Origin of the sequence: Streptomyces sp. CoH27, assembly GCF_020181035.1 — a bacterium.
Taxonomy (GTDB): domain Bacteria; phylum Actinomycetota; class Actinomycetes; order Streptomycetales; family Streptomycetaceae; genus Streptomyces; species Streptomyces camelliae.
This window is the reverse complement of sequence record NZ_JAIQYY010000021.1, coordinates 121,849-137,353: the sequence shown is the minus strand read 5'-3', so window position 1 is coordinate 137,353 and position 15,505 is coordinate 121,849. Positions and strand designations below refer to the sequence as shown.

The window sequence follows — 15,505 nt, the reverse complement described above, 5'->3', positions numbered from 1 at the left end:
GGGCCTTTAACGACATGGGATTCGAAGAAAAGCTGCCGAGCGGATTCCTGCTGACCACCGTCGAGCAGGCCGCGGGCTGGGTGCGCAAGGCGTCCGTCTTCCCCGCCACCTTCGGCCTCGCCTGCTGTGCCATCGAGATGATGACCACCGGCGCCGGCCGTTACGACCTGGCGCGCTTCGGCATGGAGGTCTTCCGCGGCTCACCGCGCCAGGCCGACCTCATGATCGTCGCCGGCCGGGTCAGCCAGAAGATGGCGCCGGTGCTCCGGCAGGTCTACGACCAGATGCCCAACCCCAAGTGGGTGATCTCCATGGGCGTCTGCGCCTCCTCGGGCGGCATGTTCAACAACTACGCGATCGTCCAGGGCGTCGACCACATCGTCCCGGTCGACATCTATCTGCCGGGCTGCCCGCCCCGCCCCGAGATGCTGATGGACGCGATCCTCAAGCTCCACCAGAAGATCCAGACCTCCAAGCTCGGCGTGAACGCCGAGGAGGCCGCCCGCGAGGCGGAGGAGGCCGCGCTCAAGGCCCTGCCCACGATCGAGATGAAGGGGCTGCTGCGGTGAGCGACGCGAATGGCAACGGCACGGCCGGCGTGAACGGGTCCCCGAACGGGGTGAACCCCGAGAAGGACCTCTCCGCCTCCAACCTCCCCGGCCAGCGCGGCCAGGGCGGCGAGGAGATCCGCGTCCAGCGGGGCATGTTCGGCGCCAACAACGGCGGTGACACCTCCGGCTACGGCGGACTCGTCCGCTCGGTCCGCCTCCCCGGACCGGCGAGCAGGCCCTACGGCGGCTGGTTCGACGAGGTCGCCGACGAACTCGAAGGCGCCCTGGAGGAACAGGGACTCCTCCCCGAGAACGTCATCGAGAAGACGGTCGTCGACCGCGGCGAGCTGACCTTCCACATCGAACGCGAGCACCTGCTCCGCGTCGCCCGCACCCTGCGCGACGACCCCGCCCTGCGCTTCGAGCTGTGCACCGGCGTCAGCGGCGTCCACTACCCGCACGACAAGGGCCGCGAGCTGCACGCCGTCTACCACCTGCGCTCGATCACCCACAACCGGCTGATCCGCCTCGAAGTCAGCGCCCCTGATGCCGATCCGCGCATCCCGTCGCTGGTCTCCGTGTACCCGACGAACGACTGGCACGAGCGCGAGACCTACGACTTCTTCGGCATCGTCTTCGACGGTCACCCGGCCCTGACCCGGATCATGATGCCGGACGACTGGCAGGGCCACCCGCAGCGCAAGGACTACCCCCTCGGCGGCATCCCCGTCGAGTACAAGGGCGCCCAGATTCCGGCTCCGGACCAGCGGAGGTCGTACTCGTGAGCATGCAGTCAGCATCCGCGGCCGACGCCGCATCGGCGCGCGAGACCACCGAGGGCACCGTATACACGGTCACCGGTGGCGACTGGGACGAGATCGTCCAGTCCGCGACCCGCGCGGACGACGAACGCATCGTCGTCAACATGGGTCCTCAGCACCCCTCCACCCATGGAGTGCTCCGCCTCATCCTGGAGATCGAGGGCGAGACCGTCACCGAGGCCCGCTGCGGCATCGGCTATCTGCACACCGGCATCGAGAAGAACCTCGAATTCCGCACGTGGACGCAGGGCACCACCTTCGTCACGCGCATGGACTACCTGACGTCCTTCTTCAACGAGACCGCGTACTGTCTCGCCGTCGAGAAACTCCTCGGCATCGAGGACGACATCACCGAGCGCGCCACGATCATCCGGGTGCTCCTGATGGAGCTGAACCGGCTCTCCTCCCACCTGGTCGCCATCGCCACCGGCGGCATGGAGCTGGGCGCCACCACGATCATGATCTACGGATTCCGTGATCGTGAAATGATTCTCGACCTCTACGAGCTCATCACGGGCCTGCGCATGAACCACGCGTACATCCGGCCCGGCGGACTCGCCCAGGACCTGCCGCCCGGCGCGGTGGACCAGATCCGCGAGTTCGTGAAGAAGATGAAGAAGAACCTCCCGGAGTACGACAAGCTCGCCACCGGGAACCCCATCTTCAAGGCTCGCATGCAGGACATCGGCTATCTCGACCTGGCCGGCTGCATGGCCCTCGGCGCCACCGGCCCGATCCTGCGCTCCGCCGGCCTGCCGCACGACCTGCGCAAGGCACAGCCGTACTGCGGCTACGAGACGTACGACTTCGAGATCCCGACCGCCGACACCTGCGACGCCTACGGCCGCTTCCTGGTCCGCCTGGAGGAGATGCGCCAGTCGCTCGGGATCGTCGAGCAGTGCCTGGACCGGCTCCAGCCCGGACCGGTCATGGTCGCTGACAAGAAGATCGCCTGGCCCGCCCAGCTCGCCCTGGGACCGGACGGACTCGGCAACTCCCTCGACCACATCAAGAAGATCATGGGCACCTCCATGGAGGCCCTGATCCACCACTTCAAGCTCGTCACCGAGGGCTTCCGCGTCCCGCCGGGACAGGCGTACGCGGCCGTCGAGTCCCCCAAGGGCGAACTCGGCGTGCACGCCGTCTCCGACGGCGGCACCCGCCCCTACCGGGTCCACTTCCGCGACCCGTCCTTCACCAACCTGCAGGCCATGGCGGCGATGTGCGAAGGCGGCCAGGTCGCCGACGTGATCGTCGCCGTCGCGTCCATCGACCCCGTGATGGGAGGCGTCGACCGGTGACCACCTCTTCTTCGGAGCGGGGCGTCAGCCTGGGCATGCCCGAACTGCCCGCGCCCGCGTACCCGGACGACGTCCGGGCCCGGCTGGAGACGGACGCGCGCGAGGTCATCGCGCGCTACCCGGACTCCCGCTCCGCCCTGCTGCCGCTGCTCCACCTCGTGCAGTCGGAGGAGGGCCATGTCACGCGCACCGGAATGCAGTTCTGCGCGGACATGCTGGACCTGACCACGGCCGAGGTCACCGCCGTCGCCACCTTCTACACCATGTACCGGCGGCGGCCCTCCGGTGACTACCAGGTCGGCGTGTGCACCAACACGCTGTGCGCGGTGATGGGCGGCGACGAGATCTTCGAGACCCTCCAGGAACACCTGGGCGTCGGCAACGGCGAGACCACCGACGACGGCAAGGTCACCCTGGAGCACATCGAGTGCAACGCGGCCTGCGACTTCGCGCCGGTCGTGATGGTCAACTGGGAGTTCTTCGACAACCAGACGCCCGGCAGTGCCAAGCGCCTGGTCGACGATCTGCGCGCGGGACGGCCCGTACAGCCCACGCGCGGGGCGCGGCTGTGCACCTTCAAGGAGACCGCGCGGATTCTGGCCGGCTTCCCCGACGAGCGGCCCGGGGCCGTCGAGGAGGGCGGCAGTGCGGGACCCGCGTCGCTGGTGGGCCTTCGCCTGGCAAGGGGAGAGGCCGCACCCGCGCGCGTGGTCCATCCGCGCGGAGGTCCGCATGAGGAACCCCAGGACGCGCCGTCCGCGGAACGTGACGCAGAGGAGGGGGAGTGATGACCGTGGCAGCCGAACTCAAGGACACCAGCCCCGAAAAGCTGCTCGCACCCGTGCTGTCGGCCTTCTGGGACGAGGACCGGTCCTGGAGCCTGGACGTCTACCGGAGGCACGAGGGGTACGAGGGGCTGCGCAAGGCGCTCGCCATGTCACCGGACGACCTGATCGCGTACGTCAAGGACTCCGGGCTGCGCGGCCGAGGCGGCGCGGGATTCCCGACCGGAATGAAGTGGCAGTTCATTCCGCAGGGTGATGGAAAACCGCACTATCTAGTTGTCAACGCCGACGAATCGGAGCCCGGGACCTGCAAGGACATCCCGCTCCTCTTCGCGAACCCGCATAGCCTCATCGAGGGCATGGTGATCGCGTGTTATGCCATCAGGTCGTCGCATGCCTTCATCTATCTGCGTGGTGAAGTCGTTCCTGTTCTGCGGCGGTTGCACGAGGCCGTGCGCGAGGCCTACGCGGCGGGCTACCTCGGCGAGAACATCCTGGGCAGCGGGCTCGACCTGGAACTCACCGTGCACGCGGGCGCCGGCGCGTACATCTGCGGTGAGGAGACCGCACTGCTCGACTCGCTCGAAGGCCGCCGTGGTCAACCGCGGCTGCGTCCCCCTTTCCCTGCTGTCGAAGGGCTCTATGCCTGCCCGACTGTTGTGAACAACGTCGAGTCGATCGCGTCGGTTCCCGCCATCCTGAAAAACGGGAAAGAATGGTTCAGGTCGATGGGCAGCGAGAAGTCCCCGGGCTTCACGCTCTTCTCGCTCAGCGGCCATGTCGCCAGCCCCGGCCAGTACGAGGCACCGCTCGGCATCACGCTCCGCCAGCTCCTCGACATGAGCGGCGGCATGCGCCCCGGCCACCGCCTCAAGTTCTGGACGCCTGGCGGCTCCTCGACGCCGATGTTCACCGACGAGCACCTCGACGTCCCTCTTGATTACGAAGGAGTGGGCGCCGCCGGTTCCATGCTCGGCACCAAGGCATTGCAGTGCTTCGACGAGACCACGTGCGTGGTACGGGCGGTGACCCGCTGGACCGAGTTCTACGCCCACGAGTCCTGCGGCAAGTGCACGCCCTGCCGTGAAGGGACGTACTGGCTGGTGCAGTTGCTGCGGGACATCGAGGCCGGCAAGGGCACCATGTCCGACCTCGACAAGCTCGCCGACATCGCCGACAACATCAACGGCAAGTCGTTCTGTGCCCTCGGCGACGGCGCCGCCTCCCCGATCTTCTCCTCGCTGAAGTACTTCCGCGAGGAGTACGAGCAGCACATCACGGGCCGGGGCTGCCCCTTCGACCCGGCCAAGTCGACGGCCTGGGCGGACCGCCCGGAGGTGAACGCATGACCGTGACCACCAACGCCCCCGGCGCCGGGGGAGAGGCGGCGGTCCCGCCGGAGGACCTCGTCACGCTGACGATCGACGGCATCGAGATCAGCGTGCCCAAGGGCACCCTGGTCATCCGCGCCGCCGAGCAGCTCGGCATCGAGATCCCGCGGTTCTGCGACCACCCCCTCCTCGCCCCCGCCGGTGCCTGCCGGCAGTGCATCGTCGAGATCGAGGGCCAGCGCAAACCGGTAGCGTCCTGCACCATCACCTGCACCGACGGCATGGTGGTGAAGACCCAGCTGACCTCGCCGGCCGCCGAGAAGGCCCAGCACGGTGTGATGGAGCTGCTGCTCATCAACCACCCGCTGGACTGCCCGGTCTGCGACAAGGGCGGCGAGTGCCCGCTGCAGAACCAGGCCATGTCGCACGGCAACGCCGAGTCCCGCTTCGACGGAAAGAAGCGGACCTACGAAAAGCCCGTGGCGATCTCCAGTCAGGTGCTGCTCGACCGCGAACGGTGCGTGCTGTGCGCGCGCTGCACCCGGTTCTCCAACCAGATCGCCGGCGACCCGATGATCGAGCTGCTGGAGCGGGGCGCACTCCAGCAGGTCGGCACCGGCGAAGGTGACCCGTTCGAGTCGTACTTCTCCGGCAACACCATCCAGATCTGCCCGGTCGGCGCCCTGACCTCGGCGGCCTACCGGTTCCGCTCGCGCCCCTTCGACCTCATCTCCTCGCCGTCCGTGTGCGAGCACTGCTCCGGCGGCTGCGCCACCCGCACCGACCACCGGCGCGGCAAGGTCATGCGGCGGCTCGCCGAGAACGACCCCGAAGTCAACGAGGAGTGGATCTGCGACAAGGGACGCTTCGCGTTCCGGTACGCGCAGGCCAAGGACCGCCTCGACACCCCGCTGGTCCGGGGCGCCGACGGCGTCCTGGAGCCCGCCTCCTGGCCGGAGGCGCTGGACGCGGCCGCGCGCGGGCTGAGCGCCGCCCGCTCCCGGGCCGGCGTTCTCACCGGCGGCCGGCTGACCGTCGAGGACGCCTACGCCTACAGCAAGTTCGCGCGCGTGGCGCTCGACACCAACGACATCGACTTCCGCGCGCGCGTGCACAGCGGCGAGGAATCGGACTTCCTGGCCTCCCAGGTGGCCGGCCGCGGCCGTGACCTCGACGGTACGGGTGTCACGTACACCTCGCTGGAGAAGGCGCCCGCCGTCCTGCTGGTCGGCTTCGAGTCGGAGGAGGAGGCGCCCGGCGTCTTCCTGCGGCTGCGCAAGGCCTGGCGGGGGCGCAAGCAGCAGGTGTTCTCGCTGGCCACGCACGCCACGCGCGGGCTGGAGAAGGCGGGCGGCACGCTGCTGCCGGCCGCGCCCGGCACCGAGACCGAGTGGCTGGACGCCCTCGCGAGCGGTGTCGGCCTGGAGGAACCGGGCACCAGGGCCGCGGAGGCGCTGCGCGGTGAGGGCGCGGTGATCGTCGTCGGTGAGCGGCTCGCCTCGGTCGCGGGCGGCCTCACCGCCGCCGTACGGGCGGCCACCGCCACCGGCGCCCGGCTGGTGTGGATCCCGCGCCGGGCCGGAGAGCGCGGCGCCGTCGAGGCGGGCGCGCTGCCGTCGCTGCTACCGGGCGGCCGTCCGGCGACCGACCCGCGCGCGCGGGAGGAGGTCGCCGCCGCCTGGGGGCTCGCCGAACTCCCGCTGCGCTATGGCCGCGACACCCACCACATCGTCGAAGCCGCCGCCACGGGCGAACTGTCGGCCCTCGTGGTCGCGGGCGTCGAGGTCGCCGACCTGCCCGACCCGGCACGCGCGCGTGAGGCACTGGACAGCGTCGGCTTCCTGGTGTCGCTGGAGCTGCGGCCCAGCGAGGTCACCGAGCGCGCCGACGTCGTCCTGCCGGTCGCCGCGGTCGCCGAGAAGGCGGGTACCTTCCTCAACTGGGAGGGCAGGGTGCGGTTCTTCGACGCCGCGCTCAAGCCGGACCAGATGACCCGCCGCCTCGCCCCGACCGACGCGCGCGTGCTGCAGATGCTCGCCGACGCCATGGACGTCCATCTGGGCCTGCCGGATCTGCGCACCACGCGCGCGGAGATCGACCGGCTCGGCCCCTGGGACGGCCCGCGCGCCACCGAGCCCCAGGAGTCCGCGGGTGTGCTGCCGCGACCGGCCGCCGGTGAGGCCGTGCTCGCCGGGCACCGGCTGCTGCTCGACCAAGGCGTCCTCCAGGAGGGGGACGAGGCGCTCGCCGGCACCCGGCACGCCGCACACGCGCGCGTGTCCGCGGCAACGGCCGCCGAGGCGGGCGTGCGGGACGGCGACCTCCTCGCCGTCACCGGCTCCGCCGGAACCGTCGAACTCCCGCTCCGGATCACCGAGATGCCCGACCGGGTGGTCTGGCTCCCGCTGAACTCCGTCGGCACCGGCGTCGCCTCCGACACCGGGGCACAGCCCGGCTCCCTCGTCCGCATCGGCCCGGCGGCAGTCGCCGAAGAGGCCCCCAAGGAGGTGGAGGCATGAGCCCGTACCTTGCCGCTGAAGACCTCTCGATGTTCGGCCGCGACCCCTGGTGGCTGGTCGTCATCAAGGCCGTCTTCTGCTTCGCCTTCCTGATGGTGACCGTGCTGTTCTCCATCGTCTGGGAGCGCAAGGTCGTCGCCTGGATGCAGCTGCGCATCGGCCCCAACCGGCACGGCCCCTGGGGCATGCTCCAGTCGCTCGCCGACGGCGTGAAACTGATGCTCAAAGAAGACGTCATCGTCAAGCGCGCGGACAAGGTGGTCTACATCCTCGCGCCGATCGTCGCGGCCATCCCGGCCTTCATGGCGATCGCGGTGATCCCCTTCGGCCCGGCCGGCAACGAGATCTCGATCTTCGGCCACCGCACCACGATGCAGCTCACCGACCTGCCGATCGCGATGCTCTACATCCTCGCGGTCGCCTCGGTGGGCATCTACGGCATCGTCCTCGCGGGCTGGAGCTCCGGATCCACCTACCCGCTCCTCGGCGGCCTGCGCTCCTGCGCGCAGATGATCTCCTACGAGATCGCCATGGGCGCCGCGTTCGCCTCCGTGTTCCTCTACTCGGGGTCGATGTCGACGTCCACGATCGTGCAGCAGCAGCACGACCGCTGGTACATCCTGCTGCTGCCGGTCTCCTTCATCCTCTACATCGTCACGATGGTCGGCGAGACCAACCGCGCCCCCTTCGACATGCCGGAGTCCGAGGGCGACCTGGTCGGCGGCTTCAACACCGAGTACTCGTCCATCAAGTTCGCGATGTTCATGCTCGCCGAGTACGTCAACATGGTGACGGTCTCGGCCGTATCCACCACCCTCTTCCTCGGCGGCTGGCGCGCTCCCTGGCCGATCAGTGCCTTCTGGGAGGGCGCCAACCACGGCTGGTGGCCGCTGCTCTGGTTCGTGATCAAGGTCCAGCTGCTGCTGTTCTTCTTCATCTGGCTGCGCGGCACTCTCCCGCGCGTGCGCTACGACCAGCTGATGAAGCTCGGCTGGAAGGTCCTCATCCCGGTCTCGGTGACCTGGCTGATGCTGGTGGCGACCGTACGGGCCCTGCGCAACGAGCACTACGACTTCGCCGACATCGCCCTCTACGTCGGTGGCGGTGTCCTCGCCCTGCTGCTGCTCTCCTTCGTCGCCGACATGTTCCGCGAGAAGGCGAAGACGACCGAGGAGCCCGGCGTGCAGGAAGCCGGATTCGACCCGATGGCGGGCGGATTCCCGGTCCCGCCGCTGCCCGGACAGGAGCTGCCGCCGGTGCCGAGGCGCCGCCCCCGCCGTGAGCGCGAGCTGATTGTCAGTGGTGGGTCGGACACTGTCAGTGACGGAACTTCGGATGGAAAGGAGGCGTCCGATGGCTGAGGAGCCCAAGGAGACCAAGCCCGGTTTCCAGAACCCCGTGGCCGGCTTCGGCGTGACCTTCAAGGCCATGTTCAAGAAGCGGCTGACCGAGCAGTACCCGGAGCAGAAGAAGACCACGGCCCCGCGGTTCCACGGACGGCACCAGCTCAACCGCCATCCGGACGGCCTGGAGAAGTGCGTCGGCTGCGAGCTGTGCGCCTGGGCCTGCCCCGCCGACGCCATCTACGTGGAGGGCGCCGACAACACCGACGAGGAGCGCTACTCGCCGGGCGAGCGCTACGGCCGCGTCTACCAGATCAACTATGCCCGCTGCATCCTGTGCGGCCTGTGCATCGAGGCGTGCCCCACGCGCGCGCTGACGATGACCAACGAGTTCGAACTGGCCGACTCCAGCCGCGCCAACCTCATCTACACCAAGGAACAGCTCCTCGCCGGCCTCGAAGAGGGCATGGTCGACACGCCCCACGCGATCTTCCCGGGGACGGACGAACAGGACTACTACCGGGGCCTGGTGACCCAGGCCGCGCCCGGCACGGTACGGCAGGTCGCCGTCTCCGAGGGCGAGACCGCCGAGGACCAGGAGCAGGAGGTGGACGCATGAGCCCGCAGCTCGCCGCCTACACCACCTCCACCGGTGAGGCCTTCCAGTTCTGGGTGCTCGGCACGGTCGCGGTGATCGGCGCCCTGGGTACCGTCTTCATGAAGAAGGCCGTGCACAGCGCGCTCTGCCTCGCCGGGACCATGATCGTCCTGGCGGTGTTCTACCTCGCCAACGGCGCCTACTTCCTGGGCATCGTGCAGATCGTCGTCTACACGGGCGCGATCATGATGCTGTTCCTGTTCGTGGTGATGCTCGTCGGCGTGACGGCCGCGGACTCGCTGCGGGAGACCATCAAGGGCCAGCGCTGGCTGGCCCTTCTCTGCGGGGTCGGCTTCGGCGTCCTGCTGTTCGCCGGCATCGGCAACGCCTCCCTGAAGGAGTTCGACGGCACCGGCCAGGCGAACGCGCACGGCAATGTGGAGGGCCTCGCCTCCCTCATCTTCACCAAGTACGTCTTCGCCTTCGAAATCACCGGCGCCCTGCTGATCACGGCCGCCGTCGGCGCCATGGTGCTCACGCATCGGGAGCGCACCGAGCGCGCCAAGACCCAGCGTGAGCTGTCCGAACAGCGCGTCCGCGAGGGCAAGCACGTCCCGCCGCTGCCCGCCCCCGGTGTCTACGCCCGGCACAACGCCGTGGACATCGCCGGTCTGCTGCCCGACGGCACGCCGTCCGAGCTGACCGTCAACAAGACGCTGCGCGAGCGCGGCCAGATCCGTGACGTCTCGGCGGAGGCACTCAGCGACCTGCGGGCGCTGGAGCAGCGCGCGGAGGAGCGCCTGGAGCGCACGGCGATCGAACCGGCGACGTTCAAGCGGTCCGAGGAGGCGTCGAAGTGAACCCGGTCAACTACCTCTATCTCTCGGCCCTGTTGTTCACGATCGGTGCGACCGGCGTTCTGATCCGGCGCAACGCCATCGTGGTCTTCATGTGCATCGAGCTGATGCTCAACGCCTGCAACCTCGCGTTCGTCACCTTCTCCCGGATGCACGGCAACCTCGACGGCCAGATCATCGCCTTCTTCACGATGGTCGTCGCCGCCGCGGAGGTCGTGGTGGGCCTCGCGATCATCGTGTCGCTGTTCCGTACCCGCCACTCGGCCTCGGTCGACGACGCCAGCCTGATGAAGCTGTAAGGGGTCGGAAGAATCGTGGAGAACCTGATCGCGCTGCTCATCGCGGCGCCCCTGCTCGGAGCGGCCGTCCTGCTGACCGGCGGCCGGCGCCTGGACCGCGTCGGCCACTGGGTCGGCACGCTCCTGTCGGCCGTCTCCTTCGTGTTCGGCCTGATCCTCTTCGCCGACCTGCTCGGCAAGAACGCCGAACACCGCACCCTGATCAAGCACCTGTTCAGCTGGGTCCCGGTGGCCGGCTTCCAGGCGGACGTCACCTTCCGCCTCGACCAGCTGTCGATGACGTTCGTCCTGCTCATCACGGGCGTCGGCTCGCTGATCCACCTGTACTCGGTCGGGTACATGGAGCACGACGAGCGCCGTCGCCGCTTCTTCGGCTATCTGAACCTGTTCCTCGCGGCGATGCTGCTGCTCGTCCTCGCCGACAACTACCTGCTGCTGTACGTCGGCTGGGAGGGCGTCGGTCTCGCCTCGTACCTGCTGATCGGCTTCTGGCAGCACAAGCCCAGTGCCGCGACGGCCGCGAAGAAGGCCTTCCTGGTCAACCGTGTCGGCGACATGGGGATGTCGATCGCCATCATGGTGATGTTCACGACGTACGGCACCTTCGCCTTCGGTCCGGTCCTCGGCCACGCGACCGAGGCCTCCCAGGGCAGGCTCACCGCGATCGGCCTGCTGCTCCTGCTCGCTGCCTGCGGCAAGTCGGCCCAGGTGCCGCTGCAGTCCTGGCTCGGGGACGCCATGGAGGGCCCGACCCCGGTCTCGGCCCTGATCCACGCGGCGACGATGGTGACCGCGGGCGTGTACCTGATCGTCCGCTCCGGAGCCGTCTTCAACGCGGCGCCCGACGCGCAGCTGGCGGTCACCGTCGTCGGCGCGGTCACGCTCCTGTTCGGTGCGATCGTCGGTTGCGCCAAGGACGACATCAAGAAGGCGCTGGCCGGCTCGACCATGTCGCAGATCGGCTACATGGTGCTGGCCGCGGGCCTCGGCCCCATCGGCTACGTCTTCGCGATCATGCACCTGGTGACGCACGGCTTCTTCAAGGCCGGACTGTTCCTCGGCGCCGGTTCCGTCATGCACGGCATGAACGACGAGGTCGACATGCGCAAGTACGGCGGCCTGCGCTCGTACATGCCGATCACCTTCGTCACCTTCGGCCTCGGCTACCTCGCCATCATCGGCTTCCCCGGCCTGTCCGGCTTCTTCTCCAAGGACAAGATCATCGAGGCGGCCTTCGCCAAGGGCGGCACCGAGGGCTGGATCCTCGGCGGCGCGGCCCTGCTGGGCGCGGCCATCACCGCCTTCTACATGACGCGCGTGATGCTGATGACGTTCTTCGGCGAGAAGCGGTGGCAGCCGGACGAGAACGGCAACGAGCCGCACCCGCACGAGTCCCCGAAGGTCATGACGATCCCGATGATCGTGCTGGCGGTCGGCTCGGTCTTCGGCGGCGCCTTCTTCAGCATCGGCGACCGCTTCCTGCACTGGCTGGAGCCGGTCACCGGGCACAGCGAAGGACACTCCCCGGTGAGCGCCTGGACGGTCACCGGGGCGACCATGGTCTGCCTGGTCATCGGCGTCGGCATCGCCTGGGCGCAGTACGGCCGCAGGCCCGTCCCGGCCGTCGCCCCGCGCGGCTCGCTGCTCACCCGCGCGGCCCGCCGCGACCTGCTCCAGGACGACTTCAACCATGTGGTCCTGGTCCGTGGCGGCGAGCACCTGACGCGCTCCCTGGTGTACGTCGACCACACCCTGGTCGACGGCGTCGTCAACGGCACGGCGGCCGGCTTCGGCGGCCTGTCCGGGCGGCTGCGCCGGCTCCAGAACGGCTTCGCCCGCTCCTACGCGGTCTCGATGTTCGGCGGTGCGGCACTCCTGGTCGCCGCGACCCTGCTGATGAGGGCGGTCTGATACCGATGTCCTTTCCTCTGCTGACAGCGACGGCGGCGCTCCCGGCCGTGGGGGCCGTCGCCACGGCCGCCGTACCGGCCGCGCGACGCACCGCCGCCAAGTGGCTGGCGCTGGTCGTCTCGCTCGCCACACTCGCCCTGGCGATCACCGTCCTGGTCCGCTTCGACCCGGGCGGCGCCCGCTACCAGCTCACCGAATCCCACGCCTGGATCAAGGACTTCGGGGTGCGGTACGAGCTGGGCGTGGACGGCATCGCGGTGGCGCTGATCGCGCTGACCGCAGTGCTGATCCCGTTCATCGCCCTCGCGGGCTGGCACGACGCCGACCCGCTGGAGACCGGAAGCAAGCGGTGGCGGCCCACTCAGGGCTTCTTCGCGCTGATCCTGGCCGTCGAGGCGATGGTGATCATCTCCTTCGAGGCCACCGACGTCTTCCTCTTCTACATCTTCTTCGAAGCCATGCTCATCCCGATGTACTTCCTCATCGGCGGCTTTGGGGACCGGGCCCACGCACAGGGCGAGGAAGCCGCCTCGACGCAACGGTCGTACGCGGCCGTGAAGTTCCTGCTCTACAACCTGGTCGGCGGTCTGATCATGCTGGCCGCGGTGATCGGCCTCTATGTGGTCGCCGGGAACTTCAGCCTCGCGGAGATCGCGCACGCGCGCGCCAACGGCTCGCTGCACATGGCGACGAGCACCGAACGCTGGCTCTTCCTCGGCTTCTTCTTCGCCTTCGCGGTGAAGGCGCCGCTGTGGCCGCTGCACACCTGGCTGCCCAACGCCATGCAGGAGGCCACCGCCCCGGTCGCCGTCCTGATCACCGCGGTCGTCGACAAGGTGGGCACCTTCGCGATGCTCCGCTTCTGCCTCCAGCTCTTCCCGGAGGCCAGCAAGTGGGCGACACCGGTGATCCTCGTCCTGGCGCTCATCAGCATCGTCTACGGCGCACTGCTCGCCGTCGGCCAGCGGGACATCAAGCGCCTGGTGGCGTACGCGTCGATCTCGCACTTCGGCTTCATCATCATGGGTATCTTCGCGATGACCAGCCAGGGCCAGTCCGGCGCCACGCTCTACATGGTCAACCACGGCATCTCCACGGCCGCGCTGATGCTGGTCGCCGGCTTCCTGATCTCCCGGCGCGGCTCGCGGCTCATCGCCGACTACGGCGGTGTGCAGAAGGTCGCCCCGGTGCTCGCCGGCACCTTCCTGATCGGCGGCCTGGCCACCCTCTCCCTGCCGGGCCTCGCGCCGTTCGTGAGTGAGTTCCTGGTCCTGGTCGGCACGTTCACGCGTTACCCGGCGATCGGCATCATCGCCACCTTCGGCATCGTCCTCGCCGCGCTCTACACCCTCGTGCTGTACCAGCGGACGATGACGGGCCCGGTGAAGCCCGAGGTCTCGGCGATGCCGGACCTCCGCGCGCGCGAGCTGGTGGTGGTCGCCCCGCTGATCGTGCTGCTGATCTTCCTGGGTGTCTACCCGAAGCCCGTCACGGACATCGTCAACCCGGCGGTCAAGCAGACCATGTCCGACGTACACAAGTCCGACCCCAAGCCCTCGGTGGAGGCGGCCAAGTGAGCACAGCAGCCGTCCACAGCCTGTGGACAACCGCGGCCGACCCGATCTCGAAGATCCCGGCACCGAAGATCGAATACGGACAATTGTCGCCGACGCTGATCGTCGTCGGTGCCGCGCTGGTCGGCGTGCTGGTCGAGGCGTTCGTCCCGCGCAAGTCCCGCTACTACGCGCAGGTGTTCGTGTCTATCGTGGCCCTGTGCGCCGCGTTCGCCGCGGTGGTCGCGCTCGCGGCCGACGGCTACGGCACCACCAAGGCGCACATCGCGGCGATGGGCGCGATCGCGGTCGACGGCCCGGCCCTGTTCCTGCAGGGCACGATCCTGCTGGCCGGCCTGGTCGCCCTGTTCACCTTCGCCGAGCGGCGCCTGGACCCGGCCGCGCACGGCAACCGCGTCGACTCCTTCGCGGCGCAGGCCGCGTCGGTGCCCGGCAGCGACAGCGAGAAAGCGGCGGTGAAGGCGGGCTTCACCACGACAGAGGTCTTCCCGCTGCTGCTCTTCGCGATCGCGGGCATGCTGGTGTTCCCCTCGGCCAACGACCTGCTGACGCTGTTCGTGGCCCTGGAGGTCTTCTCCCTGCCGCTGTACCTGCTGTGCGCGCTGGCCCGCCGCAAGCGGCTGATGTCGCAGGAGGCCGCGGTCAAGTACTTCCTGCTCGGCGCGTTCGCCTCGGCATTCACCCTGTTCGGCATCGCCCTGCTGTACGGCTACGCGGGCTCGGTGTCGTACGGGCGCATCGCGCAGGTCGTCGACGGCACGGTCACCAACGTCGACCCGGCGCTCGCCAACACCATGGGCAACGACGCGCTCCTGCTGATTGGCGGGGCCATGATCGTGATGGGCCTGCTGTTCAAGGTGGGCGCGGTGCCGTTCCACATGTGGACGCCCGACGTCTACCAGGGCGCACCGACCCCGGTGACCGGCTTCATGGCGGCGGCGACGAAGGTGGCCGCGTTCGGCGCGCTGCTGCGCCTGCTCTACGTCGTCCTGCCGGGCATGCGCTGGGACTGGCGGCCGGTGATGTGGGCAGTGGCGATCATCACCATGCTGGGCGGTGCGATCGTCGCGATCACGCAGACCGACATCAAGCGACTGCTGGCGTACTCGTCGATCGCGCACGCCGGGTTCATTCTCGCGGGTGTCATCGCCACGTCGAAGGACGGTGTCTCGTCGGTCCTCTTCTACCTGGCCGCCTACTCCTTCGTGACGATCGGCGCCTTCGCGGTGGTCACGCTGGTGCGCGACGCGGGCGGTGAGGCGACGCATCTGTCGAAGTGGGCGGGCCTGGGCCGCCGCTCCCCGCTGGTGGCAGCGGTCTTCGCCGTCTTCCTGCTGGCCTTCGCCGGTATCCCGCTGACCTCCGGCTTCGCCGGGAAGTTCGCCGTGTTCAAGGCGGCGGCGGCCGGTGGCGCGGCCCCGCTGGTCGTCATCGGTGTGATCTCCTCGGCCATTGCCGCGTTCTTCTATATCCGCGTGATCGTCCTGATGTTCTTCAGCGAACCGAAGCCGGAGGGCCCGACGGTCGCCGTACCGTCCCCGCTGACCACGGCGGCGATCGGCGTGGGCGTGGCGGTGACGCTGGTGCTGGGCGTGGCCCCGCAGTACTTCCTTGA

Annotated in this window: 13 protein-coding genes; all 13 read left to right on the top strand. The window is 69.0% G+C overall.

Annotated features, from left to right (window positions below):
• The first annotated feature begins 14 nt into the window (after positions 1-14).
• A complete protein-coding gene (locus LE548_RS32105) occupies positions 15-569 on the top strand; it encodes an NADH-quinone oxidoreductase subunit B family protein (RefSeq protein ID WP_225100522.1) in 555 nt (184 codons plus the stop codon).
• Positions 566-1,336: an NADH-quinone oxidoreductase subunit C gene (locus LE548_RS32100; protein WP_225100521.1), complete on the top strand. Its 771-nt coding sequence runs from the start codon at positions 566-568 to the stop codon at positions 1,334-1,336. The genes LE548_RS32105 and LE548_RS32100 overlap by 4 nt, the downstream gene beginning before the upstream one ends.
• 2 nt (positions 1,337-1,338) lie before the next feature.
• Positions 1,339-2,673: an NADH-quinone oxidoreductase subunit D gene (locus LE548_RS32095; protein WP_225100520.1), complete on the top strand. Its 1,335-nt coding sequence runs from the start codon at positions 1,339-1,341 to the stop codon at positions 2,671-2,673.
• On the top strand, positions 2,670-3,461 hold the full coding sequence (gene nuoE / locus LE548_RS32090; RefSeq protein WP_225100519.1) for an NADH-quinone oxidoreductase subunit NuoE: 792 nt from the start codon (positions 2,670-2,672) through the stop codon (positions 3,459-3,461). The genes LE548_RS32095 and nuoE overlap by 4 nt, the downstream gene beginning before the upstream one ends.
• On the top strand, positions 3,458-4,807 hold the full coding sequence (gene nuoF, locus LE548_RS32085) for an NADH-quinone oxidoreductase subunit NuoF (protein WP_225100518.1): 1,350 nt from the start codon (positions 3,458-3,460) through the stop codon (positions 4,805-4,807). Before nuoE ends, nuoF begins: the two co-directional genes overlap by 4 nt.
• Positions 4,804-7,308: an NADH-quinone oxidoreductase subunit G gene (locus LE548_RS32080; RefSeq protein ID WP_225100517.1), complete on the top strand. Its 2,505-nt coding sequence runs from the start codon at positions 4,804-4,806 to the stop codon at positions 7,306-7,308. The genes nuoF and LE548_RS32080 overlap by 4 nt, the downstream gene beginning before the upstream one ends.
• Positions 7,305-8,669 (top strand): NADH-quinone oxidoreductase subunit NuoH, encoded by a 1,365-nt coding sequence (gene nuoH / locus LE548_RS32075; protein ID WP_225100516.1) that lies wholly within the window; start codon positions 7,305-7,307, stop codon positions 8,667-8,669. The genes LE548_RS32080 and nuoH overlap by 4 nt, the downstream gene beginning before the upstream one ends.
• The gene (gene nuoI / locus LE548_RS32070; protein WP_225100515.1) at positions 8,662-9,270 is read left to right on the top strand and encodes an NADH-quinone oxidoreductase subunit NuoI; all 609 of its coding nucleotides are present in this window, start codon (positions 8,662-8,664) and stop codon (positions 9,268-9,270) included. The genes nuoH and nuoI overlap by 8 nt, the downstream gene beginning before the upstream one ends.
• Positions 9,267-10,109, top strand: a complete 843-nt coding sequence (locus tag LE548_RS32065; protein ID WP_225100514.1) for an NADH-quinone oxidoreductase subunit J — start codon at positions 9,267-9,269, stop codon at positions 10,107-10,109. The genes nuoI and LE548_RS32065 overlap by 4 nt, the downstream gene beginning before the upstream one ends.
• Positions 10,106-10,405 carry an NADH-quinone oxidoreductase subunit NuoK gene (gene nuoK, locus LE548_RS32060; RefSeq protein ID WP_071384283.1) on the top strand — a complete coding sequence of 100 codons (300 nt, stop codon included), beginning with the start codon at positions 10,106-10,108 and terminating at the stop codon, positions 10,403-10,405. The genes LE548_RS32065 and nuoK overlap by 4 nt, the downstream gene beginning before the upstream one ends.
• Positions 10,406-10,420: 15 nt before the next feature.
• Complete coding sequence (gene nuoL, locus LE548_RS32055; protein ID WP_225100513.1) at positions 10,421-12,316, top strand: NADH-quinone oxidoreductase subunit L; 1,896 nt, start codon at positions 10,421-10,423, stop codon at positions 12,314-12,316.
• Positions 12,317-12,321: 5 nt separating this feature from the next.
• Positions 12,322-13,893 carry an NADH-quinone oxidoreductase subunit M gene (locus tag LE548_RS32050; protein ID WP_225100512.1) on the top strand — a complete coding sequence of 524 codons (1,572 nt, stop codon included), beginning with the start codon at positions 12,322-12,324 and terminating at the stop codon, positions 13,891-13,893.
• Positions 13,890-15,505 (top strand): NADH-quinone oxidoreductase subunit NuoN (gene nuoN, locus LE548_RS32045; protein WP_225100511.1); only part of this gene is annotated, 1,616 nt, incomplete at its 3' end. The genes LE548_RS32050 and nuoN, both read left to right, overlap by 4 nt.

Bases quoted from the DNA above. Each gene is read 5' to 3' on its own strand.
- LE548_RS32105 (WP_225100522.1), top strand. From the start codon at position 15: ATGGGATTCGAAGAAAAGCTGCCGAGCGGATTCCTGCTGACCACCGTC.
- LE548_RS32095 (WP_225100520.1), top strand. From the start codon at position 1,339: ATGCAGTCAGCATCCGCGGCCGACGCCGCATCGGCGCGCGAGACCACC.
- LE548_RS32080 (WP_225100517.1), top strand. From the start codon at position 4,804: ATGACCGTGACCACCAACGCCCCCGGCGCCGGGGGAGAGGCGGCGGTC.
- nuoH (WP_225100516.1), top strand. From the start codon at position 7,305: ATGAGCCCGTACCTTGCCGCTGAAGACCTCTCGATGTTCGGCCGCGAC.
- nuoI (WP_225100515.1), top strand. From the start codon at position 8,662: ATGGCTGAGGAGCCCAAGGAGACCAAGCCCGGTTTCCAGAACCCCGTG.
- LE548_RS32065 (WP_225100514.1), top strand. From the start codon at position 9,267: ATGAGCCCGCAGCTCGCCGCCTACACCACCTCCACCGGTGAGGCCTTC.
- LE548_RS32050 (WP_225100512.1), top strand. From the start codon at position 12,322: ATGTCCTTTCCTCTGCTGACAGCGACGGCGGCGCTCCCGGCCGTGGGG.